The organism is Streptomyces sp. HUAS MS02 (assembly GCF_055702265.1).
The window spans coordinates 2281965-2308169 of the sequence record NZ_CM146747.1; the positions used below are offsets into that span (position 1 = coordinate 2281965).

General features: G+C 72.3%; 21 protein-coding genes. 15 read left to right on the forward strand and 6 right to left on the reverse strand.

What is annotated here, in order from left to right:
- Positions 1 to 570 precede the first annotated feature (570 nt).
- A complete protein-coding gene (locus tag ACZ9QC_RS09735) occupies positions 571 to 4230 on the forward strand; it encodes a LamG-like jellyroll fold domain-containing protein (RefSeq protein ID WP_472919803.1) in 3660 nt (1219 codons plus the stop codon).
- Here the strand turns inward: ACZ9QC_RS09735 and ACZ9QC_RS09740 are convergent.
- Positions 4196 to 5479, reverse strand: a complete 1284-nt coding sequence (locus ACZ9QC_RS09740) for a cation:proton antiporter (protein WP_472919804.1) — start codon at positions 5477 to 5479, stop codon at positions 4196 to 4198. The genes ACZ9QC_RS09735 and ACZ9QC_RS09740 overlap by 35 nt on opposite strands.
- Before the next feature lie 498 nt (positions 5480 to 5977).
- On the opposite strand from ACZ9QC_RS09740, the gene ACZ9QC_RS09745 reads away from it, so the two are divergent.
- From ACZ9QC_RS09745 to ACZ9QC_RS09770, 6 genes are all read left to right on the forward strand, one after another.
- Entirely contained in the window at positions 5978 to 7789 is a 1812-nt protein-coding gene (locus ACZ9QC_RS09745; RefSeq protein WP_472919805.1) for a methylmalonyl-CoA mutase family protein, read from the forward strand.
- Entirely contained in the window at positions 7786 to 9978 is a 2193-nt protein-coding gene (scpA, locus tag ACZ9QC_RS09750; RefSeq protein ID WP_472919806.1) for a methylmalonyl-CoA mutase, read from the forward strand. The genes ACZ9QC_RS09745 and scpA overlap by 4 nt, the downstream gene beginning before the upstream one ends.
- On the forward strand, positions 9975 to 10970 hold the full coding sequence (gene meaB, locus ACZ9QC_RS09755) for a methylmalonyl Co-A mutase-associated GTPase MeaB (protein ID WP_472919807.1): 996 nt from the start codon (positions 9975 to 9977) through the stop codon (positions 10968 to 10970). The genes scpA and meaB overlap by 4 nt, the downstream gene beginning before the upstream one ends.
- A 112-nt stretch (positions 10971 to 11082) precedes the next feature.
- Positions 11083 to 11631, forward strand: a complete 549-nt coding sequence (locus ACZ9QC_RS09760) for a hypothetical protein (RefSeq protein WP_472919808.1) — start codon at positions 11083 to 11085, stop codon at positions 11629 to 11631.
- A 180-nt stretch (positions 11632 to 11811) separates the two neighbouring features.
- Entirely contained in the window at positions 11812 to 12480 is a 669-nt protein-coding gene (locus ACZ9QC_RS09765) for a class F sortase (RefSeq protein ID WP_472919809.1), read from the forward strand.
- A gap of 178 nt (positions 12481 to 12658) precedes the next feature.
- Complete coding sequence (locus ACZ9QC_RS09770) at positions 12659 to 13480, forward strand: carbonic anhydrase (protein ID WP_472919810.1); 822 nt, start codon at positions 12659 to 12661, stop codon at positions 13478 to 13480.
- A 98-nt stretch (positions 13481 to 13578) separates the two neighbouring features.
- Here ACZ9QC_RS09770 and ACZ9QC_RS09775 read toward each other — a convergent pair whose 3' ends face one another.
- Complete coding sequence (locus ACZ9QC_RS09775) at positions 13579 to 14028, reverse strand: DUF6299 family protein (RefSeq protein ID WP_472919811.1); 450 nt, start codon at positions 14026 to 14028, stop codon at positions 13579 to 13581.
- 322 nt (positions 14029 to 14350) lie between these two features.
- Here ACZ9QC_RS09775 and ACZ9QC_RS09780 point away from each other — a divergent pair, with 322 nt between their 5' ends.
- The gene (locus tag ACZ9QC_RS09780; protein WP_184900388.1) at positions 14351 to 14539 is read left to right on the forward strand and encodes a DUF5999 family protein; all 189 of its coding nucleotides are present in this window, start codon (positions 14351 to 14353) and stop codon (positions 14537 to 14539) included.
- Positions 14540 to 14570: 31 nt separating this feature from the next.
- Here the strand turns inward: ACZ9QC_RS09780 and ACZ9QC_RS09785 are convergent, their stop codons facing one another.
- Positions 14571 to 14969, reverse strand: coding sequence for a Rid family hydrolase (locus tag ACZ9QC_RS09785; RefSeq protein ID WP_184900386.1), 399 nt, complete (start codon positions 14967 to 14969; stop codon positions 14571 to 14573).
- The gene (locus ACZ9QC_RS09790; protein WP_472919812.1) at positions 14966 to 16105 is read right to left on the reverse strand and encodes an acyl-CoA dehydrogenase family protein; all 1140 of its coding nucleotides are present in this window, start codon (positions 16103 to 16105) and stop codon (positions 14966 to 14968) included. The genes ACZ9QC_RS09785 and ACZ9QC_RS09790 overlap by 4 nt, the downstream gene beginning before the upstream one ends.
- Before the next feature lie 176 nt (positions 16106 to 16281).
- On the opposite strand from ACZ9QC_RS09790, the gene ACZ9QC_RS09795 reads away from it, so the two are divergent.
- The 6 genes from ACZ9QC_RS09795 to cysC all read left to right on the forward strand — a co-directional run bounded on the left by ACZ9QC_RS09795 (position 16282) and on the right by cysC (position 21945).
- Positions 16282 to 17925 carry an AMP-binding protein gene (locus ACZ9QC_RS09795; protein ID WP_472919813.1) on the forward strand — a complete coding sequence of 548 codons (1644 nt, stop codon included), beginning with the start codon at positions 16282 to 16284 and terminating at the stop codon, positions 17923 to 17925.
- A 15-nt stretch (positions 17926 to 17940) separates the two neighbouring features.
- On the forward strand, positions 17941 to 18759 hold the full coding sequence (locus tag ACZ9QC_RS09800) for a PaaX family transcriptional regulator (protein ID WP_472919814.1): 819 nt from the start codon (positions 17941 to 17943) through the stop codon (positions 18757 to 18759).
- 84 nt (positions 18760 to 18843) lie between these two features.
- Positions 18844 to 19740, forward strand: a complete 897-nt coding sequence (locus ACZ9QC_RS09805) for a sulfotransferase family protein (RefSeq protein WP_472919815.1) — start codon at positions 18844 to 18846, stop codon at positions 19738 to 19740.
- A complete protein-coding gene (locus ACZ9QC_RS09810; RefSeq protein WP_472919816.1) occupies positions 19737 to 20147 on the forward strand; it encodes a hypothetical protein in 411 nt (136 codons plus the stop codon). Before ACZ9QC_RS09805 ends, ACZ9QC_RS09810 begins: the two co-directional genes overlap by 4 nt.
- On the forward strand, positions 20144 to 21388 hold the full coding sequence (locus ACZ9QC_RS09815) for a glycosyltransferase family 4 protein (RefSeq protein ID WP_472919817.1): 1245 nt from the start codon (positions 20144 to 20146) through the stop codon (positions 21386 to 21388). Before ACZ9QC_RS09810 ends, ACZ9QC_RS09815 begins: the two co-directional genes overlap by 4 nt.
- On the forward strand, positions 21385 to 21945 hold the full coding sequence (gene cysC, locus ACZ9QC_RS09820; RefSeq protein ID WP_472919818.1) for an adenylyl-sulfate kinase: 561 nt from the start codon (positions 21385 to 21387) through the stop codon (positions 21943 to 21945). The genes ACZ9QC_RS09815 and cysC overlap by 4 nt, the downstream gene beginning before the upstream one ends.
- Before the next feature lie 30 nt (positions 21946 to 21975).
- Here cysC and ACZ9QC_RS09825 read toward each other — a convergent pair whose 3' ends face one another.
- Both ACZ9QC_RS09825 and ACZ9QC_RS09830 read right to left on the reverse strand, forming a co-directional pair.
- Positions 21976 to 24390 (reverse strand): bifunctional salicylyl-CoA 5-hydroxylase/oxidoreductase, encoded by a 2415-nt coding sequence (locus ACZ9QC_RS09825; RefSeq protein WP_472919819.1) that lies wholly within the window; start codon positions 24388 to 24390, stop codon positions 21976 to 21978.
- Positions 24375 to 25202: an enoyl-CoA hydratase family protein gene (locus ACZ9QC_RS09830; protein WP_472919820.1), complete on the reverse strand. Its 828-nt coding sequence runs from the start codon at positions 25200 to 25202 to the stop codon at positions 24375 to 24377. Before ACZ9QC_RS09830 ends, ACZ9QC_RS09825 begins: the two co-directional genes overlap by 16 nt.
- A 507-nt stretch (positions 25203 to 25709) precedes the next feature.
- Here ACZ9QC_RS09830 and ACZ9QC_RS09835 point away from each other — a divergent pair.
- Positions 25710 to 26162 carry an ATP-binding protein gene (locus ACZ9QC_RS09835; RefSeq protein ID WP_472919821.1) on the forward strand — a complete coding sequence of 151 codons (453 nt, stop codon included), beginning with the start codon at positions 25710 to 25712 and terminating at the stop codon, positions 26160 to 26162.
- Positions 26163 to 26205: the final 43 nt, after the last annotated feature.

The following is a 26205-nucleotide window of genomic DNA, read 5'->3' on the forward strand; positions in this document are numbered from 1 at the left end:
AAGTGAAAGCAGGAACGGGCGGGGCGGCTGTCAACACCTCGATCGGAACTTCCCGTCATAGCGCGGCGATCCGGACGATCCCCGGTCCCCCGCGGCTTCGCTCGTGTCGGAAGTATTGCTGCGCGATTTCTCCGGTGCTAGCTTCCAGCGAACCGGTTCGACGGAGTGACCCTTCCGGCGGCCGAGAGCCCACTCCGCACCACCCCTGGTGTGCGGGGTGCCGCCACGGCCGCGCCGGTCGGCCGCCCCGGCTCCGTGGCGCGGGCGATCGAACCGATTCCGTACAGCCGCCCCGGATTCCGCGTCGCCGCAACCAGCCCGCCCCGCCGCCACCATCCGCCTCGCTGCACCCTCCGCATCGCCGCCGCCATCCGCCTCGCTGCACCCCCCCGCATCGCCGCCACCATCCGCCTCGCTGCACCCTCCGCATCGCCGCCGCCCAGTCCGCACGCCGCCGCCATCTCCGAACCCGCCGCTTCACCGACCACGGCACACGGACGGACAGCCGGGGCGGGGCGGGGCGGGGCGGCTGAACGGGACCCGTTACTCACAGGATCGAGGACGCACCCCATGCCATCCGCTGACAGATCGGCCCGGCGCCGGGCCTCGGCCGCCGTGGTCCTGGCCCTCGGGGCGGGCGTGCTGGTCGCGCCGGCCGTCCCCGCCCGGGCCGCCGAAGCGCCCGAGCCCACGGCCCGCTACACCTTCGACGAGGACGACCTCGCGTCCGGGAAGATCACGGACGTCTCCGGCAACGGTCTGACGGCGAGCCTCGTCAACGGCTCCACCGCGCGGTCCGTCGAGGGCACGGGCGGCGGCAGGGCGCTCGCCCTGCCCGGCGGGGCATCCACCTCCGACGGCGCGTACGTGCGCCTGCCCCGCGCGGTGGTCGGCGACGCGACCGACCTGACGGTGTCCGCCCGTGTGAAGTGGGGCGACGACAGGTCGGCCTGGCAGCGGATCTTCGACCTGGGCACCGACACCACGAAGTACCTCTTCACCACCCCGTCCCACAACGGCGGGGCGCTGCGCACCGCCGTGACCACCGGCGGCGGGGGCGCGGAGTCCCAGGTCTCCGGTTACGCGGCGCTCCCCGCCGGCTCCTGGCGGACGGTCACGGTCACCCTCGACACCGCCGCCGCGCGGGTCACCACCTACCTCGACGGCGTGGCCGTCTCCTCCGCGAACACCGCCGTCAAGGCCAGGGAGCTGCTGGGCGCCTCGGCCACCGCCGCCGGATACATCGGCAAGTCCTTCTGGCCGGACCCACTGCTCAAGGGCGCGATCGACGACTTCACGGTGTGGCACTCGGCGCTGAGCGCCGAGCAGGTGGCGGCCGTGGTCGGCGACGTCCCCACCCTCCGGTCGTTGTCGCGGACGTCCTTCGACGTGCGCACCACGACCGGGACCGCTCCGTCCCTGCCCGACTCGGTCCGCTCCTCGTACTCCGACGGCTACGACCGTGACACGCCGATCGTCTGGGACGCCGTGCCCGAGGACAAGTACGCACGGCCCGGCACGTTCACGGTGGCCGGACGCGCGGCCGGACGGGACGTGCGGGCGACGGTCGCCGTGGTCCGGGAGGGTCAGCTCACCGTCGACCTCGCCTCGGACACCGGCGCGTTCCACGGCGGCGCCTCCGGCACGCTCTACGGCGTGTACGGGCCGGACGTGCCGACCAACAACCTCATCGAGGGCATGGGCCTGCGCACGGTCTCCACCAAGGCGCAGGACGGCCCGCAGCACCCGGGCGCCGACGCACTGGAGGTGGTGAAGCCGCTGGCGGACTCCACCGACGGCGATGTGTACATCTACATGACCGACATCCACCGCGGCTTCCCGTACCAGTGGCCGGGCGACACCCCGGCCGAGAAGCTCAAGCTCTACGAGCAGAAGATCGCCCGGCAGGTCGACCAGGTGCTCCAGCTGCCCGAGGAGTACCAGGACAACATCGTCTTCGTGCCGTTCAACGAGCCCGAGGGCAACATGTTCGGCACCGGGGAGTGGAGCTACAACGGGGTCAGCTGGCTCGACGACCCCGACGACTTCCTCGCCGCCTGGGACTCCGCGTACGAGCTGATCAAGGAGAGGATGCCGGACGCCCGGATCGCGGGCCCCAACACCAGCGTCCTCTACGACCAGGTGAAGGGCTTCATGGCGCACGCCCTGGCCGCCGGCACGCTCCCCGACGTCGTCACCTGGCACGAGCTGAGCCACCCGGAGGCGGTGCGCGACAGCGTCGCCACGTACCGGGGCTGGGAGAAGGACCTGTTCGAGGGCACCGCCCGCGAGGGCACCGAACTGCCCGTCAACATCAACGAGTACGCGTTCAACTACCACACCTCGGTGCCCGGCCAGATGATCCAGTGGGTCTCCGCGATCGAGGAGTCCAAGGTGGACGCCGACATCGCCTACTGGAACATCGACGGCAACCTCTCCGACTCCGCCGTGCAGTCCAATCGCGGCAACGGCCAGTGGTGGCTGCTCAACGCGTACGCCTCGATGAGCGGGCACACGGTGCACGTGGACCCGCCGTTCCCCGGCGAGAACTACACCATGCAGGGCGTCGGCACGCTCGACGAGAGGAAGAAGCAGGCCCGGCTGATCTTCGGCGGCTCCACCGGCAAGGGACACATCACCTTCGCCGGCGTCCCGCAGAAGATCTTCGGCGGCAGCGTCCACGCCTGGGTCCGCGAGATCGAATGGAGCGGGCAGCTCGGCGACAGCTCCGGCCCGAAGCTGCTCACGGAGACGAACCTGGAGGTCTCCGACGACGGCGCGGTCTCCGTCGACTTCGGTGACGGTGACGGCACCCTGCCGACGCTGAAGGAGTCCTCGGCGTACGAGATCGTCCTCAGCCCCGCCGGGAAGGCGAAGGCCACCTTGGACGCGCCCACGCGCTGGCAGCACTCGTACGAGGCCGAGGACGCCGCCCACACCGGGTCCGGCCACTCGAAGAACGGACCCGAGGGCTCACCCCGCGACGTGTCGAAGTTCTACACCTCCGGCGGCTACGACGTCGGCGGCCTGCGCACCGGTTCGGACCTGACGCTCGACTTCACCGTGGACGTGCCCGAGGACGGCACCTACGACCTGAGCGTGTTCGCCAACTCCCTCAACACCTTCGACAAGGTGCAGGACCAGGGCCCCACCAACGTCTTCCTCCGGGTCGACGGCGAGGCGGACGGCGAGCAGGAGCTGTATCTGCCCCTGGGCTACAAGTGGGTGGTGTGGGACCACACCGACACCACGGTCCGGCTCACCAAGGGCAGGCACACCCTGACGCTCGCCGCGCGGAGCGCCGACGGCAAGCGCGTCACCCAGGGCGACGCCATCGTCGACCGGCTGACCCTCTCCCTGCCGGACGCCTCCGCCGGTACGCGGGTGTACGAGGGTGAACTCGCCTGGCTGGGCGGCGGGGCACGTCCCGTCTACGACCTGCCCAAGCGGCCGGCCAGCGGATCGGGCGCGGCCCGGCTCCCGAAGAAGGGGACCGCCACGTTCTGGGTGTACTCCCCCGCCGACCGCGAGGCCACCCTCAGGGTCGACACCCTGAAGGGCTCGGGCGCCCGGCTCTCCGTCAACGGCCAGGACGTCCTGCGGCTGGACAAGGGCCGGAACCGTGTCGCGGTCTCCCTCTCGGGCGGCGTCAACAAGGTGACGGTGAACGGGAGTTCGTCCACCACGCTCGTCGACCGTCTCACGGTCACCTCGACCGAGGGCACGCTCCCGACGCGTACGTACGAGGGGAAGGACGCCGAGCTCCAGGGCTCGGCCGCGCTCGCCTCCCTCTCCCTGGCCACGGGCGGCACCGCGATCACCGGGATCGGCGGCGACCCGGGCAACGGCAACACCGCCACGTTCACCGTCACCGCCGACCGGGCGGGCACCCACGCGCTGCGCGTCCGCTACTCCAACCCGGAGCAGTCGCCGGCCACCCACTACAACCCGGACCCGCTCGCCCGCCATGCCGACCTCGCCGTCAACGGCGGTGAGGCACGGCGGGTCACCTTCCCGCACACCTTCCACCAGAACAACTTCTGGGAGCTGACCGTCCCCGTCCACCTGAGGAAGGGGCAGAACACGATCACCTTCCGCTCCGAGGAACTCCCGAACTTCGACGGCGAGACCTACGCCTCGGACACCTTCCCCGGTGTGCTGCTCCGCTCCCGCCACGCCCCGCTGATCGACCGCGTCACGGTCGCGCCGTACGCCCGGGAGGTGCGCTGAGACGAGCGGCGCCGACGGTGACGGCCTCGACGCCGACGGCGGTGACCGGGTTCGACTCGGCCTGGGCCGCCGGTGTTTCCCGGGACCCGGCGCCGGCGCGGCGGCGGGTGAGCCGGGTGGCCAGTGGTTCGGTCCAGCGCGCGGTGAGCGGGCCGACGACGACCAGGAGGAGCACGTACGCCGTCGCGAGGGGCCCCACACGGGGCTCGACCCCGACGGCGAGACCGGCGATGACGATGGAGAACTCGCCCCGGGCGACCAGGGTTCCGCCCGCGCGCCACCGTCCCTTGGCGGAGATCCCGGCCCGGCGCGCGGCCCAGTACCCGGTGGCGATCTTCGTCAGGGTGGTGACGGCGGCCAGCGCGAGGGCCGGGAGGAGGACGGGTGGGATGTCGGCGGGGTCGGTGTGCAGGCCGAAGAAGACGAAGAACACGGCGGCGAAGAGATCGCGCAGTGGGGTCAGGATGCTGCTGGCCCCCTCGGCGACCTCACCGGACAGCGCGATGCCGACCAGGAACGCGCCCACGGCGGCCGAGACCTGGAGGTGCTGGGCGATCCCGGCGACGACGAGGGTGAGGCCGAGGACGACCAGGAGGAGCATCTCGGCGCTGTCCGAGGACACCGCCCGGCTGATCAACCGGCCGTGGCGCAGGGCGACATAGAGGACCGCGCCCACCGTGCCCAGGGCGATCAGCAGGGTCAGGGTGCCGCCCGCCAGGCTCACCCCGGCGAGCAGCGCGGTGAGGATCGGCAGGTACACGGCCATCGAGAGGTCTTCGAGGACGAGGATGCTCAGCACGACCGGGGTCTCACGGTTGCCGAGGCGGCGCAGATCGCCGAGGACCTTGGCGATGACGCCGGAGGAGGAGATCCAGGTGACGCCGGCCAGGGCGACGGCGGCGACCGGGCCCCAGCCGAGCAGCAGCGCCGTCGCGGCACCGGGGGCGGCGTTGAGAACGAAGTCGACCGCGCCGGAGGGGTATTGGGACTTGAGGCTGGTGACGAGTTCGGAGGCGCTGTACTCAAGGCCGAGCAGGAGCAGCAGCAGGATGACGCCTATCTCGGCGCCGGTGGCGACGAACTCCTCGCTGGCCCGCAGCGGGAGGAGTCCGCCGTGTCCGAAGGCGAGTCCGGCGAGCAGGTAGAGGGGTATGGGTGAGAAGCCCACCCGTCCGGCGAGGCGGCCCAGCATGCCCAGGGCGAGGATGATCGCCCCGAGTTCGATGAGCATGGCTGTGGTGTGATGCACGGGCGTCTGTCCTCCGGTGACGAGTGCGGTGACGGCGTCTGTGCCTGGGGGGAGTTCGGGTGCGGGCGGGGACGCGTGGGCACGCGAGACAGGCCGGGAGCCCCCTCCGTCGCGGCGGAGGGGGCGTCGGTAGGCGGGGTGTCAGCTCAGGCCCGCGGCGCGGCCGGTATCGGGAACGGCGTCACGAGCGGCGTTGAGGACGCGCACGCGGATGAATCGACCCATGTCACGCCCCCCTTGCACGCCGCCGGCGTACCACCGGCCAGCACTCGAACGAATGAGCAAATTGGCGCTCAACAGAGCGTGGGCGCCAGGTAAAGGAGTTTAGCGCAATCCGAAAAGGTAAAATCACACAATCAGTAAAGTGACGCCCATTTCCCTTCACAGCGGACTTGTTACGTCACTCGCCGATCTCGACCTCAACCGTGTATCCGGAGAGGGCAAGGTCACAGCCTTGCCCCCTGCTGCTCCTTTGTGCCTCTGGCCTAGCATCCGAGCATGACGGTCCTGCCTGACGACGGGCTTGAGCTGGCCGCCGAGTTCCCTGACGCAACCCACGAGCAGTGGCAGCGCCTCGTTGCGGGCGTGCTGCGCAAGTCGGGCAAGGACGTCGAGGGCGCTCAGGCCGAGGAAGCCCTGTCCACCGCGCTGGAGGACGGGCTGCGCACCCGTCCTCTCTACACCGCGCACGACGCCGCGCCCCCCTCCGGCCACCCCGGCTTCGCACCCTTCGTACGAGGAGGCAGGGCCGCCGGCAACACCGTCGGCGGCTGGGACGTACGCCAGCGGCACACGACGGCGGACGGCGCGGCGGTGCTCACGGACCTGGAGAACGGCGTCACCTCCCTGTGGCTGGTGCTCGGCGAGGGCGGCTTCCCGGTGGCGTCGCTCGGCCGGGCCCTCGACGGCGTCCACCTCGACCTCGCGCCCGTCGTCCTGGACGCGGGCACCGAAGCGGAGCCCGCCGCACGGGAGTTGCTGCGGCTCTACGCCGAGCGGGGCGTCGCCGGGGCGGCGGCACGCGGCAACCTGGGCGCGGACCCGCTCGGCCATGAGGCCCGCACCGGACAGACCTACGACATCGCACCCGTCCTCGACCTCGCGCGCCGGTGCGCCGAGGAGTACCCGGGGCTGCGGGCCCTGACCGTGGACGCCTTGCCGTACCACGAGGCCGGCGGCTCGGCGGCGCAGGAGCTGGGCGCCTCGCTCGCGACCGGTGTCGCGTATCTGCGGGAGCTGACCGGCGCCGGACTGAGCGTCGAACAGGCCTGTGCACAGCTGGAGTTCCGGTACTCGGCGACCGCCGACCAGTTCCTGACGATCGCCAAGCTGCGCGCCGCGCGCCGCCTCTGGGCCCGGGTCGCCGAGGTGTGCGGGGCACCCGCCGCCGGGGCGCAGATCCAGCACGCGGTGACCTCGCCGGTGATGATGACGCGCCGCGACCCGTGGGTGAACATGCTCCGCACCACCATCGCCACGCTGGCCGCCGGCGCGGGCGGCGCCGACTCGGTCACCGTGCTGCCCTTCGACCACCGGCTGGGCCTGCCGGACGCGTTCGCGCGACGCATCGCCCGCAACACCTCGACGATCCTGATCGAGGAGTCCCACCTCGCCCGGGTGATCGATCCGGCGGGCGGCTCCTGGTACGTGGAACGGCTCACCGACGAACTCGCCCACGCGGGCTGGGAGTTCTTCCAGCGGATCGAACGCCTGGGCGGACCGGCCGCCGCGCTGCGATCGGGCGACCTTCGCCAGGACCTCGCCGACACCTGGGCGGCCCGCACCGGCGGGCTCGCCAAGCGGCGCGAACCGGTCACCGGTGTCAGCGAGTTCCCGCACCTGGCGGAGAAGCCGGTCGTCCGCGCCCCCGCGCCCGAGCCGCCCTCCGGCGGCCTCCCCCGCGTCACCCGTGACGAGGCGTACGAGACCCTGCGGGCCCGCTCGGACGCCCATCTCGCCGCCACGGGCTCCCGCCCCCGGATCTACCTGGCCGCCCTCGGTCCGGCCGCCGCCCACACCGCGCGGACGACCTTCGCCGCCAACCTCTTCCAGGCGGGCGGCATCGAGCCCGTCACGGAGGGCTCCTTCGAGGACAGCGGCGCCACCGAGGTCTGTCTGTGCTCCAGCGACGCCCTGTACGAGGAGAGCGCCGCGGCCGAGGCGGCCGCGCTCAGGGCCGCCGGCGCCACGCACGTGTTCCTCGCGGGCCGCCCCGGGGAGTACGCCGACGTCGACGCCTACGTCTTCGCGGGCTGTGACGCCGTGGCCGTCCTGTCCGCCACCCTCGACCGCATGGGAGTGTCCCGATGACCACCCCCTCCACCCCCTCCGTCCCCGACTTCACCGGGATCGAGCTGGGTTCCCCGTCCGTCGACGGCGGCGCCGACGAGTGGCGTACGGCCGTCGAGAAGGCGACCGACGGCGGCGAGCCGCTGTGGGAGACCCCGGAGGGCATCCCGGTCAAGCCGCTCTACACCGGTCAGGACCTGGAGGGTCTGGACTTCCTGGGCACGTACCCCGGCATGGCCCCGTATCTGCGCGGCCCGTACCCGACGATGTACGTCAACCAGCCCTGGACGATCCGCCAGTACGCGGGGTTCTCCACCGCCGAGGAGTCCAACGCCTTCTACCGCCGCAACCTGGCGGCCGGTCAGAAGGGGCTGTCCGTCGCCTTCGACCTGCCCACCCACCGGGGCTACGACAGCGACCACCCCCGGGTGACCGGTGACGTCGGCATGGCGGGCGTGGCGATCGACTCGATCCTCGACATGCGGCAGCTCTTCGACGGCATCCCGCTGGACCGGATGACCGTGTCGATGACGATGAACGGCGCGGTGCTGCCCGTACTCGCGCTCTACATCGTGGCGGCCGAGGAGCAGGGTGTACCGCCCGAGAAGCTGGCCGGGACCATCCAGAACGACATCCTCAAGGAGTTCATGGTCCGCAACACCTACATCTATCCGCCGAAGCCGTCGATGCGGATCATCTCCGACATCTTCGCCTTCACCTCGCAGCGGATGCCCCGCTACAACTCCATCTCCATCTCCGGCTACCACATCCAGGAGGCGGGCGCGACGGCCGACCTGGAGCTGGCGTACACCCTCGCGGACGGCGTCGAGTACATCAGGGCGGGCCGGGAGGCCGGCCTGGACGTGGACGCGTTCGCGCCCCGGCTGTCGTTCTTCTGGGCGATCGGCATGAACTTCTTCATGGAGGTCGCCAAGCTGCGCGCGGCCCGCCTGCTGTGGGCGAAGCTGGTCAGGCAGTTCGACCCGAAGAACAGCAAGTCGCTGTCCCTGCGTACCCATTCGCAGACCTCGGGCTGGTCGCTGACCGCGCAGGACGTCTTCAACAACGTCACCCGCACCTGCGTGGAGGCCATGGCGGCCACCCAGGGCCACACCCAGTCGCTGCACACCAACGCCCTGGACGAGGCCCTCGCCCTGCCCACCGACTTCTCCGCCCGTATCGCCCGCAACACCCAGCTCCTCATCCAGCAGGAGTCCGGCACCACCCGGGTCATCGACCCGTGGGGCGGCAGCGCGTACGTGGAGAAGCTGACGTACGACCTCGCCCGCCGGGCCTGGCAGCACATCCAGGAGGTCGAGCAGGCGGGCGGCATGGCGAAGGCCATCGACGCGGGCATCCCCAAGCTGCGCATCGAGGAGGCCGCGGCCCGTACCCAGGCACGGATCGACTCCGGGCGGCAGCCGGTCATCGGCGTCAACAAGTACCGGGTCGACAGCGACGAGCAGATCGACGTCCTCAAGGTCGACAACTCCTCCGTCCGGACCCAGCAGATCGAGAAGCTGCGGCGGCTGCGCGCGGACCGCGACGAGACCGCCTGCCGGGACGCGCTCGACGCGCTCACCCGGGCGGCCGGCGGCGAGGGCAACCTGCTGGAGCTGGCCGTGCGCGCGGCCCGCGCCAAGGCCACCGTCGGCGAGATCTCCGACGCCCTGGAGAAGGTGTACGGCCGGCACGCGAGCCAGATCCGTACGATCTCCGGCGTGTACCGCAACGAGGCAGGCGAGTCCCCGAACGTGGAGCGCACCCGGAGCCTGGTGGAGTCCTTCGCCGAGGCCGAGGGCCGCCGGCCGCGCATCCTGGTCGCCAAGATGGGCCAGGACGGCCACGACCGGGGCCAGAAGGTGATCGCGACCGCGTTCGCCGACCTCGGCTTCGACGTGGACGTCGGCCCGCTGTTCCAGACCCCGGCCGAGGTGGCCCGTCAGGCCGTCGAGGCGGACGTGCACATCGTCGGGGTGTCGTCGCTGGCCGCCGGGCACCTGACCCTCGTACCGGCGCTGAAGGAGCAGCTGGCCGAGGAGGGGCGCGAGGACATCATGATCGTGGTCGGTGGGGTGATCCCGCCTCAGGACGTGCCCACGCTCCTGCGGATGGGCGCGGCGGCCGTCTTCCCGCCCGGCACGGTCATCCCGGACGCGGCGTACGACCTGGTGCGGCGGCTGTCGGACGATCTCGGGCACGACCTGTGATCGATGTCGACGCCTACGCCAAGGGTGTCCTCGACGGGAAGCGGGCGATCGTCGCCCGCGCCATCACCCTCGTCGAGTCCACCCGGCCCCAGCACCGGGCACTGGCCCAGGAGCTGCTGACCGCGCTGCTGCCGCACAGCGGCCGGGCCCGGCGGATCGGGGTCAGCGGGGTGCCGGGCGTCGGCAAGTCCACGTTCATCGACGCGTTCGGCACGATGCTGACCTCGCTCGGGCACCGGGTGGCGGTGCTGGCGGTGGACCCGTCGTCGAGCCGTACGGGCGGCTCCATCCTCGGCGACAAGACCCGGATGGAGCGGCTGGCCGTCGACCCGGCGGCCTTCGTCCGGCCCTCGCCGACGGCCGGGACGCTCGGCGGGGTCGCCAAGGCCACCCGTGAGTCGATGGTGGTGATGGAGGCGGCCGGCTACGACGTGGTGCTGGTCGAGACGGTGGGGGTCGGCCAGTCCGAGACGGCGGTCGCCGACATGGTCGACTCCTTCCTGCTCCTGACGCTCGCCCGCACCGGCGACCAGCTCCAGGGCATCAAGAAGGGCGTCCTGGAACTGGCCGACGTGCTCGCCGTCAACAAGGCGGACGGCCCGCACGAGCGTGACGCCCGTACGGCGGCACGGGAGCTGGCGGGTGCCCTGCGGCTGATGCACGGGAAGGACGCGGTCTGGACGCCGCCGGTGCTGAGCTGCAGCGCCCGCGAGTCGACCGGACTGGACGCCGTCTGGGAGCGTCTGGAGCAGCACCGCACGCTCCTGGACTCCACCGGCCGGCTCACCGCCAAGCGCCGGGACCAGCAGATCGACTGGACCTGGTCGATGGTCCGCGACGAGCTCCTCGACCGGCTGCGCACCCACCCCGGGGTCCGCTCCGTCGCGCCCGGCCTCGAACAGCGGGTCAGGGACGGCGAGTTGACGGCGACGCTGGCCGCCGAACGCATTCTGGAGGCCTTCGGGGACCCGTCCCCCGGTTCACCCGGCTGAGCGCCCTGAGTGGTGGCGGAGTGCGATCCGGCTGACGGTGGATCACGTCGGAGTCGGGTCAAGTCAGCTGACGAAGCACCAGCTGCCCGGCTGCCGGCGGAAGGACCATCAGATGCGTTCTGCCCGCATGCTGCTCGTCACCGGGGCGGCGGCCGCCGTCCTCGCCGTCACCGCTCCCGGCGCGTACGCCGACGGTGACGAGTGGGAGCACAAGGACAATGGCTACAGCAAGGAGCACCACAAGGACAGCAGCCACGACGGCCCGCACGGCGGGGTTCACACGGGTGGCGGTGCGCTGACCTCGCCGGCGGGCGGGGAGGAGTGGAACTCCGAGCGCTCCGGCAGGCCCGGCGCCGGGGGCTACGACAAGGAGGAGGAGTCCACCAAGGAGTCCTGGAACGGCGACCACGCCAAGGACTCGTGGAAGGGCGGGAACGACAAGGAGTCGTGGAAGGACGAGCACGACAAGGGTTCCTGGAAGGGCGGCGAGGACGCGGGAGCCTGGAAGGGCGACCACGACAAGCCGCGCGGCGGGATGCACACGGGCGGCGGCGCGCTCGCCGCGCCGGCGGTGACCGCGGGCGGGATGGCGGTCCTCGCGGTGGCCGGTACGGGCATGTACGCCCTGCGCCGCAAGAAGACCACCGGAAGCGTGGCCTGATCCCATGCCGGGCGCGATACCTGGCGCGATAGCGGCCGCGGCCGCCACACCGTGTGTCGTGTGGCGGCCCGGCCGGCGTTCCCCGCGTGCGGGCCCCGGTCGGTGTTCCGGGCGTACGGGCCCCGGCCGCCCGCTCCTTCGTCCCTTTCGCTCTGCTGCCGTACCTGTGAGGTGGTTCCGATGGCAGCCCACTCCTCTCCCCCCGGTGCCCGCGTCAATCTGACCGTGCTGTGCGCCGTGGCCCTGTTGATCCTGGCGGTGAGCCTGTTCGGCGGCGAGGACTCGTCGTCCGACACCTCCCGCCCGTCGGGCGCCCGGCACGCCCCGCAGGCCGCGCCCGCCTCCCCCGGCGAACAGGCCGCGCCCGTCGAGCGGCCGGCGGACCGGCGACAGCGGTCGCCCCGGGCCAGACCGGTCCGGCTGCTCATCCCCAAGATCCAGGTGAGCGCCCCCTTCGTGCCCCTCTCCGTCGGCCGCTCCGGGCAGCTCGAAGCCCCGCCCGCCGACGACGTGAACCTCGTCGGCTGGCACGCCGAGGGTGCCGCGCCCGGCGAGACGGGCACCTCGATCATCGCCGGCCATGTCGACACGGCGACCTCACCGGCGGTCTTCGCGGGGCTGAGCGAACTGGAGAAGGGGGACGTCTTCCACGTCGCGCGCTCCGACGGGAGCAGGGTGTCCTTCGTGGTCGACTCTCTGGAGACGTTCGAGAAGGACGACTTCCCCGACGAGCGGGTGTACGCCGACGCGGCCCGCCCCGAGGTCCGCTTGATCACCTGCGCCGGCGACTACGACCGCAAGGTCATGGACTACACAGAGAACCTGGTGGTCTTCGCGCACCGGACCTGAGGGCACGCGGAGGGAGAGCGCTCCCACGCCCCGGGCGAACAACAAGAGACGGGCAGTCCAAGAACCATTCCCGAAGTGACCAAGAGCGGTTCAAGGGACGGCCATGATTGATCAACGCACGTCCATGATTCCGCAACTTGAACGTTTGAGCGTTTAGGTCGGACGTACGTTCCTGCCCGTGAACCCTGACCCAACACCCCCCATAGGCGACGGCGCCGAGGCGACCGCCACCGGCGCGGACGCCCCGATGTCCCACGCCAGGTCGCGCGGCCGGCGCTCCCTCCTGCGCGCCGCGCTGGCCGGCACGGCCGTCCTCGGCGGCGGCCTCGCGGTCGGCGCCTTCCCGGCAGACGCCGAGCCCGTCTCCCGCTCCTCCCGTGCCACGCCCTCGCCCTCGGCCCCCACCCGTCCGCGGCCGAAGACGGCGGAGGAGGCGCTGACGGAGCTGTCGAAGGGCAACCGCCGCTGGCGGACCTTCCACGAGCAGCACCCCGACGAGGACTACGCCGTGCGCAAGGCGCTGACGACCGGTCAGCAGCCGTTCGCCCTCGTCCTCGGCTGTATCGACTCCCGGGTCCCCCCGGAGCTGGTCTTCGACCAGGGCCTCGGCGACCTGATGACCGTGCGCAGCGCGGGCGAGGTGCTGGACCGGTCCGTGCTCGGCAGCGTCAAGTACGGCGTCCTCGAACTGAAGATCCCGCTGGTCGTGGTGCTCGGTCACCAGTCCTGCGGTGCGGTGAAGGCGGCCGTCGCGGTGGACGAGAGCGGCGAGGAACTGCCGAGCGGCATCCAGTACATCGCGGACGAGATCGCTCCGGCGATCGACCACAGCGTGACCGGCGACGCCCGGGTCGCGGCGACCATCGACGCGAACGTCCGGCTCGTCCGCTCCAAGCTGGAGGCCGACCCGGACCTCGCCGCCAAGCTGAAGGCGGGCGAGGTTGCCGTCGTCGGCGCCCGCTACGACCTGACGACCCAGCGGGTGCACCTGCTCAAGTAAGCGGGCCCTGGCAGGGAGAAGGCGGCTCCGGTGCATCACCCACCACCGGGGCCGCCTTCGTGTGTCGTGATGTCGCCGGGCCGTGTCCGGCCGGCGGCTCAGCCCTCGACGAGCGTGATGTCCTGCTGCCGCACGGCGTGGAACCTGGGCAGCGGCAGGCCGCCGCCGGAGAGCTCCGTGACGGTGGCCTCCACCCGGGCGGGTCCGGGCCGGAAGCGGCCCGGGGCGGCCTGGTCCGTGTTGGTCCAGGTGTGGTCGGCGCCGTCGCAGACCGCCGAGGTGCCGCCGACGCCCTTGCGGACGTGGCTCTCGCCCTGCTGGAGCGAGGACGAGACGAAGACGGGGCCGTTGCCGCCGAGACAGCGGTAGGTGCCGGACAGGGTGAGGGTGCCGTCGGGGGCCACGACCCCGGTGGGGTCGATGGTCACCGTCTCGAACGGTTCGGTCGTGGCACCGGCGGACGGGGCGGCGGCGAGCACCAGCAGCGCGGCGCCTGCGGCCGCGCCGAGCAGCCGGGGGACGCGCGCGAAGGCCGGGGACGAGGGCATGGGAGAACCTCCTTGGACGGGACCCAGCGGGGATCCAGAGGGGATGCAGAGGGGATCCAGAGGTACCGGCCACACCTCTCCGATCGTGCGATCATCACCCCTTCGTCGGCGCGTCGGTTCCTCCGTCCTCACTACCGGTTCCGCCCGCCGCACCACCGGGTGCGCCCCGCGCGCCCATGGTTATGTCCGCGTCCTGTCACGGCACGTCCGGGTGCTGTCACGTCTCGCGCGAGGGTGTGGCGATGAGTTCCGGGCGCGGGCATGGTCTGTAGTGCGAGGCGGTGACGCACCGCCGGCACTCACCACGACGTGGAGGCGCGCCATGTGTTCACACCAGCCCCTGTGCCCCTCGGCCGACCGCTCCGACCGCGACGCCGCGCGCGTCGTCGCCTTCCACCCCGAGCAGGGCTGGAACCTGCTGTGCAACGGGGCGATCGTCTTCGACGACACCGGCGAGATCCTGCCCGACGGCAGCATCGTCGCGCCGAGCCGGCTCGCGGTCGCGGCCTGACACCCACCGCACCGGGGCCCGGGCCTCGGGGCTACGGCAGAACCGCGAAGCCGTCCAGCTCCACCCACGCCCGCTCGTCCCACAGCCGTACGACGCCGACGACCGCCATCGCGGGATAGTCCCGGCCCGCCAACCTCCTCCAGATACGGCCCAGTTGGGGAGCGCGGCGCCGATAGTCGGCGACGTCCGTCGCGTAGACCGTGACCCGGGCGAGGTCGGCCGGCGCACCGCCGGCGGCCTCCAGCGCGGCCAGCAGATTGCCCAGGGCCTGCTCGAACTGCTCCTCCAGCGTCTCCCCCACGATCTTGCCGTCCGCGTCGAGCGCGGTCTGGCCCGCCAGGAACACGACCCGGCTCCCGGTGGCGACGACGGCGTGGGAGAAGCCGGTGGGGGGCGACAGCCCGGCCGGGTTCACCCGCTCGGCGCTCATGACGGCCTCCCCTCGGGCCCGGTCCGCCGGTACAACTCCTTGGCGATGACCGTCCGTTGCACCTCGCTCGCCCCTTCGTAGATGCGTGGCGCCCGCACCTCGCGGTAGAGGTGTTCGAGCAGATGGCCGCGCCGCAGCGCCCGCGCGCCGTGCAGTTGGACGGCCGCGTCGACGACGTACTGCGCCGTCTCGGTGGCCAGCAGCTTCGCCATCGCGGACCGGCGCGGCACGTCCGGGTCCCCCGAGTCGTACGCCGTCGCCGCCGCGTAGACCATGAGCCGGGCCGCCTCCGTGCGCAGGGCCATCTCGGCGACCTGGTGGGAGACGCTCTGGAGGTCCCGCAGCTTGCCGCCGAAGGCGTCCCGTCGGGCGGTGTGCGCGAGGGTGGCGTCCAGGGCGGCTTCGGCCATGCCGACCGCGAAGGCGCCGACGCTCGGGCGGAAGAGGTTGAGGGTGGCCATGGCGACCCGGAAGCCCTGGCCGGGTGTGCCGAGGACGTCGTCGGCGGTGACCGGGACGGCGTCGAGGCTCAGGGCGCCGATGGGGTGCGGCGAGAGCATGTCGAGGGGGGTGCCGGTGAGGCCGGGGCGGTCGGCCGGGAGCAGGAACGCGGTCACGCCGCGGGAGCCCGCGTCCGGGGTGGTGCGGGCGAAGACGGTGTAGAGGTCGGCCTCGGGGGCGTTGGAGATCCAGCACTTCTCGCCGGTGAGGCACCAGCGGCCGGGGCCGTCGGGTTCCGCGCGCAGGGAGAGGGCGGCCGCGTCCGATCCGGCGCCCGGCTCGCTGAGCGCGAAGGCCGCGATCGCGTCGCCGTCGCTCACCCGGGGCAGCCAGCGGGCCCGCTGCGCGTCGGTGCCGTGGGCGTGCACCGGGTGGGCGCCGAGCCCCTGGAGGGCGAGCGCCGTCTCGGCCTCGGTGCAGACGTACGCCAGTGACTCACGCATCAGGCACAGGTCGAGCGCCCCCGAGGTGAACAGCCGGGAGAGCAGCCCCAGTCGGCCGAGTTCGGCGACGAGGGGGCGGTTGACGTGGCCGGGCTCGCCCTTGTCGGCCAGGGGGCGCAGGCGCTCGACGGCCAGTGCGCGCAGCTCTGCGCGCCAGGCGAGTTGTTCCGGTTCTAGCGAGAATGCGGTCATTGCCCGTCCCTTCTCACCTGGGGGCCACTGCCGAGGTTATCGCGGACTGTTGACTGCCGTCACCAAGGCGATACGCTCGCTGGTGCGAGCCCACCCACGCCAGCCAGTCCGGCACTCCGTGCGAGCCCACTTCGGCAGGGACCACAGCAGCAGGGACACAGCAGGGGGCGAACGTCATGAACTCCAGGGTCACCGCCCATGTCGACACCTTCGCCCGGGACTGCCTCCCGCCGCCGGACCAGTGGCCCGAGCTGTCCTTCGACCTCCCCGAGCTGCGCTATCCGGACCGCCTCAACGCCGCCGCCGAGCTGCTCGGCGGCGGCGAGGCGGAGCGGCCCGTGTTCCGTACGCCCGCCGGGGAGAGCTGGACGTACGGCGAACTACGGGACCGTGTCGACCGGATCGCGCACGCCCTCACGTCCGACCTCGGGGTGGTCCCCGGCAACCGGGTCCTGCTGCGCGGCCCCACCACGCCCCTGCTGGCGGCCTGCTGGCTCGCGGTGCTCAAGGCGGGGGCGGTCGCGGTGACCGTACTGGCGCAGCAGCGACCGCGGGAGCTGGCGACGATCTGCGAGCTGGCGCGGGTGTCCTTCGCACTGTGCGACCTGCGGCACGTGGACGACCTCGTGAAGGCGGACGTCCCGGGGCTGCGGGTCACGACCTTCGGCGGGGACGGGCCCGACGACCTGCTCGGGCTGCCGTCGGCGGACGGGACGCGCGGCCCGTACGAGGCGGTGGGCACGGCGGCCGAGGACGTGGCGCTGATCGCGTTCACCTCCGGGACGACCGGGCGCCCGAAGGGATGCGTGCACTTCCACCGGGACCTGCTGGCGATCGCGGACACCTTCTCCCGGCACGTGCTGCGGCCCAGGGCAGACGACGTGTTCACGGGGTCCCCGCCGCTCGGATTCACGTTCGGTCTCGGCGGTCTCGTCGTCTTCCCGATGCGGGCCGGCGCCAGTGCCCTGCTGCTCGAACAGGCGGGGCCGAGGCAACTGCTGCCGGCGATCGCCGAGCACCGGGTGTCGGTGCTGTTCACCGCGCCGACCGCCTACCGGGCGATGCTGGGCGAGCTGAACGGGTCGGCAGGGGAAGCCGGTTCGGCCGGGGCCGAGCGGTACGACATCTCGTCGCTCAGGCGGTGCGTGTCGGCGGGTGAGAACCTGCCGGAGGCCACGTGGCGGGCCTGGCACGAGCGGACCGGGCTGCGGATCATCAACGGCATCGGGGCGACCGAGCTGCTGCACATCTTCATCTCGGCGGCCGACGACGCCGTACGGCCGGGGCGGACGGGCGTGCCGGTGCCCGGGTGGCGGGCACGGGTGCAGGACGCGCAGGGGAAGGAGGTGCCCGACGGACAGCGGGGACTGCTCGCGGTGCGCGGCCCGGTCGGGTGCCGTTACCTGGCGGACGAGCGGCAGCGGGAGTACGTGCGCGACGGCTGGAACGTCACGGGTGACACCTATGTCCGCGAGCCCGACGGGTACTTCCGCTATGTCGCGCGCGCCGACGACATGATCATCTCGGCCGGGTACAACATCGCGGGTCCCGAGGTGGAGGAGGCGCTGATGCGCCACCCGGACGTGGTGGAGACGGCGGTCGTGGGCCGGCCGGACGAGGCGCGCGGGCAGGTCGTCGTCGCCCATGTGGTGCTCGCGGCGGGTGCGCGTAGGGACGGCGAGGCGCTGCGCGCGTTCCTCAAGTCGCAGCTGGCGCCCTACAAATGCCCGCGCGAGTTCGTGTTCCTGGACGCGCTGCCGCGCACGGCGACCGGCAAACTTCAGCGGTTCCGGCTGCGCACCCTAAGTGACCAGCAGTGATGCCGACGACCTAAAATGATCAACGTGTCCGAACAGCACGCACCACGTTCGCTCATCGTCACCTTCTACGGCGCCTACGGCCGTTCGGTGCCGGGCCCCGTGCCCGTCTCCGAGCTGATCAGGCTGCTCGCCGCGGTCGGTGTCGACGCGCCCTCCGTCCGCTCCTCGGTGTCCCGGCTGAAACGGCGCGGCCTGCTGCTGCCGGCCCGCACCGCGTCGGGGGCGGCCGGGTACGCGCTGTCGCAGGACGCGCGCCAGCTCCTGGAGGACGGCGACCGGCGGATCTACGCGACGGCGCCCGAGCGGGACGAGGGCTGGGTGCTGGCCGTGTTCTCGGTGCCGGAGTCGGAGCGGCAGAAGCGGCACGTGCTGCGCTCCCGGCTGGCCGGGCTGGGCTTCGGCACGGCGGCACCGGGCGTGTGGATCGCGCCGGCCCGGCTGTACGAGGAGACCCGGCACACCCTGACCCGGCTGCGGCTCGACCCGTACGTGGACCTGTTCCGGGGTGAGCACCTGGGGTTCGCGGCGACCGCCGAGGCGGTGGCGCGGTGGTGGGACCTGGCCGGGATCGCCAAGCAGCACGAGGCGTTCCTCGACCGGCACGCGCCCGTGCTGCACGCCTGGGAGCGGCACGAGGAGACCCGGCCGGAGGAGGCGTACCGCGACTACCTGCTGGCCCTGGACTCCTGGCGTCATCTGCCGTACGTCGACCCCGGGCTGCCCGCCGAACTGCTGCCCGCGGACTGGCCGGGGGTACGCTCGGCGGCCGTGTTCCGCGCACTGCACGGGCGGCTGAGGGACGCCGGAGCCCTGTTCGTGACCGCCGGATCGTAAAAACCCGGAACAGCTTCGTTCGCTCAGGGAACCCTCAGGCTCTTACTTCGGTCTTCTCAGAATCTTTACTTACCATCCTGACGCATGAGCCTCATGCGCAACCTGAACCGTGCCCTCACCGCCACCACCGGTCTGCAAGTACGCAGGGCCGCCCCGGTCGCGTCCGCCGCGCCCAGGGCCACCGCGCCGAAGCAGGAGGCGAGGAAGCCCACGGCGAGGTACCGATGTCCGGCCCCCGAGGACCTCGCGACGGACCGGTTGCTCAGGCGGCCGGTCTTCATCATGGCTCCCGTGCGCTCGGGCTCCACCCTGCTGCGCATGCTCCTGAACGCGCACCCGCGGCTGCACTCCCCGCACGAGCTGCACATACGCCGTCTGGAGGTCGGCTACGGCAGCAAGCTCTCCCAGAAGGCGATGAGCGCCCTCGACCTGGACCGCGGTGACCTGGAGCACCTGCTGTGGGACCGGGTCATGCACCGCGAACTGGTCAGGTCGGGCAAGGACTTCATCGTCGAGAAGACCCCGAGCAACGCCTTCGTGTACGAGCGCGTCCGGGACTGCTGGCCGGACGCCCGCTTCGTCTTCCTGCTGCGCCACCCGGTCTCCATCGCCCGGTCCTGGCACGAGGGCGACCCCGACAGGCGTACCTACGACGAGGCCGCCGCCGACGCGCTGCGCTACATGAGGGCCGTCGAGCGGGCGCGCGCGGGCACCACCGGCGGGTACACCGTGCGCTACGAGGACCTCACCGCCGACGCCGAGAAGGAGCTGCGGGGGCTGTGCGCGTTCCTCGACCTCGACTTCGAGCCCGCCATGCTCGACTACGGCAGGCAGGACGACGCCCAGGTCGTCAAGGGCCTCGGCGACTGGCGGGACAAGATCAGGACCGGTCGGGTGCAGGCCGGGCGGGCGCTGCCCACCGACGACGACATCCCCGACCTGCTCCGGCCGATGTGCGAGGCGTGGGGCTACAGCTCGTGAGGCCGCACGCCGAGATAGCCGAGGTGTGGCCGCGCGACGGGCGCATCAGACTCGTCGGACGCATCCACGGGGCCCCGGCGGACGGGACCTGGCACCTGCTCCTCACCCGCCGCGCGCACACCGGCCGGACGCTGCGCTACGCCGCCGCCGTCAAGGGCGACCGCTTCGAGACCGAGCTGCCCGTCGGCGACCTCACCGCCGACGACTACGCGCCCGTCGAGGAATGGGACGTCCACCTGACCGACGGTCAGGTCGAACTGCGTGCCGGGAGGCACCTCGACGACGTCCGGGGCAAGAAGAAGATCTTCGTGTATCCGGAGCAGCGCGTGGGAGACCTCCGGGTGCGGCCCTACTTCACGATCAAGGACAACCTGTCTCTGGAGTGCCGTACGGGAGGCTCCGCATGACCGACCGCCGACCACTCCCCGAGCGCCCCCGCGTCCGCTACCTGCTGCTGCACGCGTACGGCCGGGGCGGCACCGTCCGCACGGTGACGAACCAGGCCAACTCCCTGGTGGCGGCGGGCTGGAGCGTGGAGATCGTCAGCGCCGTGCGCCGCCGCGACGACCTCCAGTTCCCGCTCGACCCCCGGGTGCGGGTCACCACCGTCGTCGACCTGCGCGAGGGCGCCCACACCCCGCCGTCCGGGCTCCTCGCCCGCTGGCGCGACCACCGGCGCGGCGTGCGGCTGGAGGCACCCGCCCGGCACATCCCCAAGGGCGAGTTCGGCTACCGCTACTTCAACCGGTACGTCGAGGACCGGCTCATCACGTATCTGCGGTCGTTGACCGACGGCGTCCTCGTCACCACCCGCCCCGCGCTGAACTTCCTGGCCGCCGAACACGCCACCGGAGGTGTGGTCCGGGTCGCCCAGGAGCACATGAACCTCGGCACCCACAAGCGGGACGTCCAGCGGCGCATCCAGGAGACGTATCCGCGCTTCGCCGCGGTCGCCGTGCTCACCGAACGCGACCGCGAGGAGTACGCCGAACTCCTGCCCGGGACCAGGGTCGTCCGGATCCCCAACGCCGTGCACTCCCTCGACCAGGTCCCCGCCGACCCCAGGTCGAGGATCGCGGTGGCGGCCGGCCGGCTCTTCCCGCAGAAGGGCTTCGACCTGCTGATCCCGGCCTGGGCGAAGCTCGTCGAGACCTACCCCGACTGGCAGCTGAGAATCTACGGCAGCGGTGAGAAGAAGTCGGAACTGCGCCGTCTCATCGACGAACACCATCTCTACAATCACGTCTTCCTTATGGGACACACCGACCGCTTGGACGACGAACTCGCCAAGGCCTCCTTCTACGTGCTCAGTTCACGCTTCGAGGGACTGCCGATGGTGATGATCGAGGCGATGAGCCACGCCCTGCCCGTGGTGAGCTTCGACTGCCCGACCGGCCCCGCCGACGTGCTGACGCACGGCGTGGACGGGCTGCTCGTCCCGCCCGAGGACCCCGACGCGCTCGCCGACGCCATGGCCCGGCTGATGGCCGACGAGGTGCTGCGCGCCGACATGGGCATGGCCGCGGTCCTCACGGCGGCCTCCTACGGCCCGGACTCCGTCCACCACCGCTGGGAGTCCCTCTTCGCCTCCCTCCACGGGCAACGGCACGGCATCGCCGTCGGCGCCGCGAAAGGAGCCCACGCATGACCACCTCGTCCAGGGCCTCCCGGGCCCAGGGAGCCACGGTCTGGCTCACCGGACTGCCGAGCGCGGGCAAGACGACGATCGCCCGCGTCCTCGCCGGGCGGCTGCGGTCCGAGGGGCATCGGGTGGAGGTGCTCGACGGTGACGAGATCCGCCGCTTCCTCTCCGCGGGGCTGGGCTTCTCCCGCGAGGACCGCAACACCAATGTGCAGCGCATCGGCCTGGTCGCCGAGGTCCTCGCCCGCAACGGCGTCAAGGCGCTCGTGCCGGTCATCGCGCCCTACGCCGACAGCCGCGAGGCGGTCCGGGGGCGCCACGACGCCAGCGGCACCCCGTACTTCGAGGTGCATGTCGCCACCCCCGTGGAGGTGTGCAGCCGGCGTGACGTGAAGGGGCTGTACGCCCGGCAGGCCGCGGGCCGGCTCAAGGGCCTGACCGGCGTCGACGACCCGTACGAGCCGCCGGCCGCCCCCGCGCTCCACCTCCCCACGCAGCACCAGACGCCCGACGAGTCGGCCGCGGCCGTGTACGCGCTGCTGGCGGAACGGGGCCTCGTATGACCGGCACCCCGCGGCGGCGTTCACGCGTGGCTAGGACAGGGTGAGCCGAGGCCTGGGGGCGTCGGTGCGACCGGTGTTGGGGCGGCGGCTGCCGGCCCCGTACGGGGCCGGCCAGGGCGCGCCCGGTCCCTCGTAGCCCTGTTCGGCGGCCGCGTGGAGGGTCCAGTGGGGGTCGTAGAGGTGGGGGCGGGCCAGGGCGCAGAGGTCGGTGCGGCCGGCGAGGATCAGTGAGTTGACGTCGTCCCAGGAGGAGATGGCGCCGACGGCGATCACCGGCACCCCCACCTCGTGCCGGATGCGGTCCGCGTACGGGGTCTGGTACGAGCGGCCGTACTCGGGCCGCTCGTCGGCGACGACCTGACCCGTCGAGACGTCGATCGCGTCGGCGCCGTGCGCGGCGAAGGCACGGGCGATGGCGACGGCGTCGTCGGCGGTCGTCCCCCCGTCCGCCCAGTCGGTCGCGGAGATACGGACGGTCATGGGCCGCTCCTCGGGCCACACCGCCCGTACGGCGTCGAAGACTTCGAGGGGGAAGCGGAGCCGGTGGTCGAGGGAGCCGCCGTAGCGGTCGGTGCGGCGGTTCGTCAGCGGTGAGAGGAAGCCGGAGAGCAAGTAGCCGTGGGCGCAGTGGAGTTCGAGCAGGTCGAATCCGCTGCGGGCGGCTCTGAGCGCGGCCGAGGTGAACTGCTCGCGGATGTCGGTGAGGTGGGCGCGGGAGAGGGCGCGCGGGGTCTGGCTGCCCGGCTTGTACGGGAGCGGGGAGGCCGCCACGAGGGGCCAGTTGCCGGTGTCCAGGGGCTCGTCGATGCCCTCCCACATCCGTTTGGTCGAGCCCTTGCGGCCGGAGTGTCCCAGCTGCACGCCGATGGCCGTGCCGGGCGCCCGCTCGTGCACGAAGGTCACCGTGCGGCGCCAGGCGTCGGCCTGCCGGGTGTTCCAGAGCCCGGCGCAGCCCGGCGTGATCCGCCCTTCGGGGCTGACGCACACCATCTCGGTCATCACGAGCCCGGCGCCGCCGAGGGCCCGGGCGCCGAGATGGACGAGGTGGAAGTCGCCGGGGACGCCGTCGGTCGCGGAGTACATGTCCATCGGGGAGACGACGACCCGGTTGCGCAGGGTCAGCCCGCGCAGCCGGAAGGGGGTGAACATCGGGGGCGTGCCGGGCGGGCAGCCGAACTCCCGCTCCACGGCGCCGGTGAAGTGCGCGTCGCGCAGCCGGAGGTTGTCGTGGGTGACGCGGCGGCTGCGGGTGAGGAGGTTGAAGGCGAACTGCCGGGACGGCTGGTCGAGATGGAGCCCGATGTCCTCGAACCACTCCAGACTGGCCCGCGCCGCGCGCTGGGTGGAGGCGACCACCGGGCGGCGTTCCTCCTCGTACGCCCGCAACGCCCGCTCCAGGTCGGGCTGTTCCTCCAGAGTGGCGACCAGGGCCAGCGCGTCCTCGACGGCCAGCTTCGTACCGGAGCCGATGGAGAAGTGCGCGGTGTGGGCGGCGTCGCCGAGCAGGACCAGGTTGCCGTGGGACCAGCGTTCGTTGACGACCGTGCGGAAGGTCGTCCAGGTGGAGTTGTTGGAGCGCAGGGGGCGTCCGCCGAGCGCGTCCGCGAAGAGCTTCGCGCACCGTTCGACCGACTCCCGCTCGTCCGCCCGGTCCAGCCCGGCGGCCCGCCACACCTCCTCGCGCATCTCCACGATGACGGTGGACGCGCCGGGCGAGTACGGGTAGCCGTGCAGTTGCGCCACGCCGTGCTCGGTCTCGGCGATCTCGAAGCGGAACGCCTCGAAGGCGAAGTCGGCGGCGAGCCAGATGTAACGGCAGCGATGCGTCCGGACGGTGGGCCGGAACACCTGGGCGTACGCCTCGCGCGTCGCGCTGTGCACTCCGTCCGCCGCGATGACCAGGTCGTACGTCTCGCAGAGCCAGGAGGGGTACGGGGCCTCCGTGCCGAAGCGGAGGTCCACGCCGAGGGCGCGGCAGCGGGCGTGGAGGACCTGGAGGAGGGTGCGGCGGCCCAGGGCGGCGAAGCCGTGTCCTCCGGAGGTGTGGCGGATGCCTCGGTGGACGATGTCGATGTCGTCCCAGCGGACGAAGTGCGCCTGCAGGGCCTCGTAGACCTGGGGATCGGCGTGTTCGATGCCGCCGAGGGTTTCGTCGGAGAGGACCACGCCGAAGCCGAAGGTGTCGTGGGGGGCGTTGCGTTCCCAGACGGTTATGTCGCGGGCGGGGTCGAGGCGTTTGAGGAGGGCGGCGGCGTAGAGGCCTGCGGGGCCGCCGCCGATGATCGCGATACGGGTGGGGTGGGTGGGGTGCGTTGGCGGCTTGGGGTTCGTGGGGGCTGGTCGCGCCCCGCGGCGGAGCCGCATATCGACACCGCCCCGCGCCCCTGGGTTCGCTGTCCCCGGACTTGGCGCGACAGGGGGCGTGGGCATCAGCGGCCCTGCCATTTCGGGGGGCGTTTCTCTGTGAACGACGCGTGGAACTCCCTGTAGTCCTCGCCGGTCATCAGGAGGGCCTGGGTCGCCGCGTCGAGTTCCACCGCGGCCGACAGGGGCATGTCCAGCTCGGCCGTCAGCAGGGCCTTCGTCTGGGCGTGGGCCAGGGCCGGGCCCTCGGCCAGGCGACGGGCCAGCGCCTGGGCGGCCTCGTCGGCACTGCCCTCGTCGGTGAGCTGGCTGAGGAGGCCGATGCGCTCGGCCTCGGCGGCGCGAACGGGTTCGCCGAGCATGAGCAGCCGGGTGGCGTGGCCGAGGCCGACGACACGGGGCAGCAGGTAGGCGGCGCCCATGTCGCCGCCGGAGAGGCCCACGCGGGTGAAGAGGAAGGTGAACCGGGCGGTGGGGTCGGCCACCCGGAAGTCGGCGGCCAGGGCGAGGACCGCTCCGGCGCCCGCCGCAACGCCGTGCACGGCGGCGATCACGGGGAAGGGGTATTCGCGGACCGCTCGTACGACCTGGCCGGTCATCCGGTTGAAGTCGAGCAGCTGGGCGGTGTCCATGGCGAGGGTGGCGCCGATGATCTCGTCGACGTCCCCGCCGGAGCAGAAGCCACGGCCGGCCCCGGCCAGCACCAGGGCCCGTACGGATCTCTCCCGGGAGAGTTCGGCGAGCAGGTCGCGCAGGTCGGCGTAGGCGCCGAAGGTGAGGGCGTTCAGCTTCTCCGGGCGGGCGAGGGTGACGGTGGCGACGCCGTCGGTGATCTCGCACCGCAGGTGCCGCCAGTCGGAGGTGCGGGCGGCGGAGCCGGTGAAGGGACTCATACGGGCGGCCTCCTCGGGGGCTACCGCGACGCGCGGCTACTTCCCTGCCCCTCGAAGTTATCACCGTTATCTGACTGTCGTCACGAGTGCACGATAGACCGATCGGGCCGCCACGGTGGGGGCGTGCGGAGGCCGGGGGAGGCGCGGCGGCGGAGACCGGAAAGGCGGCGAGAGGAGGCCGAGGGGCGACGGCGGCCGAGGAAGGCGCGGCGGCGGAGACCGAGAAGGGCCCGGCCGGCAGAGGCGGAGCCCGGGGAGGCGGGTGGTGGAGGCCGGGGAGGTGGGGATGGGTGGAGGCCGGGGGAGGCGGCGGGCGGGGTCCGTGACTCGGTCACGGACGTTCGACAAGCCGGTAACGACGGGCTCGGTCGGGCGCGGCGGGGCGTTGGCACGGGTAGACCGCCGTCAACGGGGCCGACGGTCCCTCACGGTGCCCGCCGAGCGACTTCACCGGTCCGCGCCGTACCATTCGTCACGTTGAAAGCAGGACGAGCCATGACCTGCTCCATGAACGGATCAGCCGCCTTGCACGAACCCTCCGCCCCCGCCTCCTGGCGCATCGCACTGCCGCACACCGCCGCGGCCGTGCCCGTGGCCCGCGCCCTGGTGCGGACCGCGCTGACCGAGCTGGAGCACGGGGCGGACTGCGACACGGCTGAGCTGCTCACGGCGGAACTGGTCGCGAACGCGATCGAGCACGCCGCCGGGGAGGGCCCCATAGAGCTGGTCGTCGAGCTGGTGCCGAGCGGCTGCAAGGTGGAGGTCCACGACCCCGACCCCGCTCCCCCGGGCGATCTCACCACCCCGGGACACCTCGACCCCGACCCCTGGCAGGAGCACGGCCGCGGTCTGCTGCTGATCCGCGCCCTCAGCTCCGCCTGCGGGCACCGCCCCACGGACTCCGGCAAGGCGGTGTGGTTCCGGCTGCCGACGGTGCCGCCGCAGCGCCGCCACGCGTAGCCCCGGCCCGAACGACGGCCCGAACGACGGTCCGGCGTCGCGG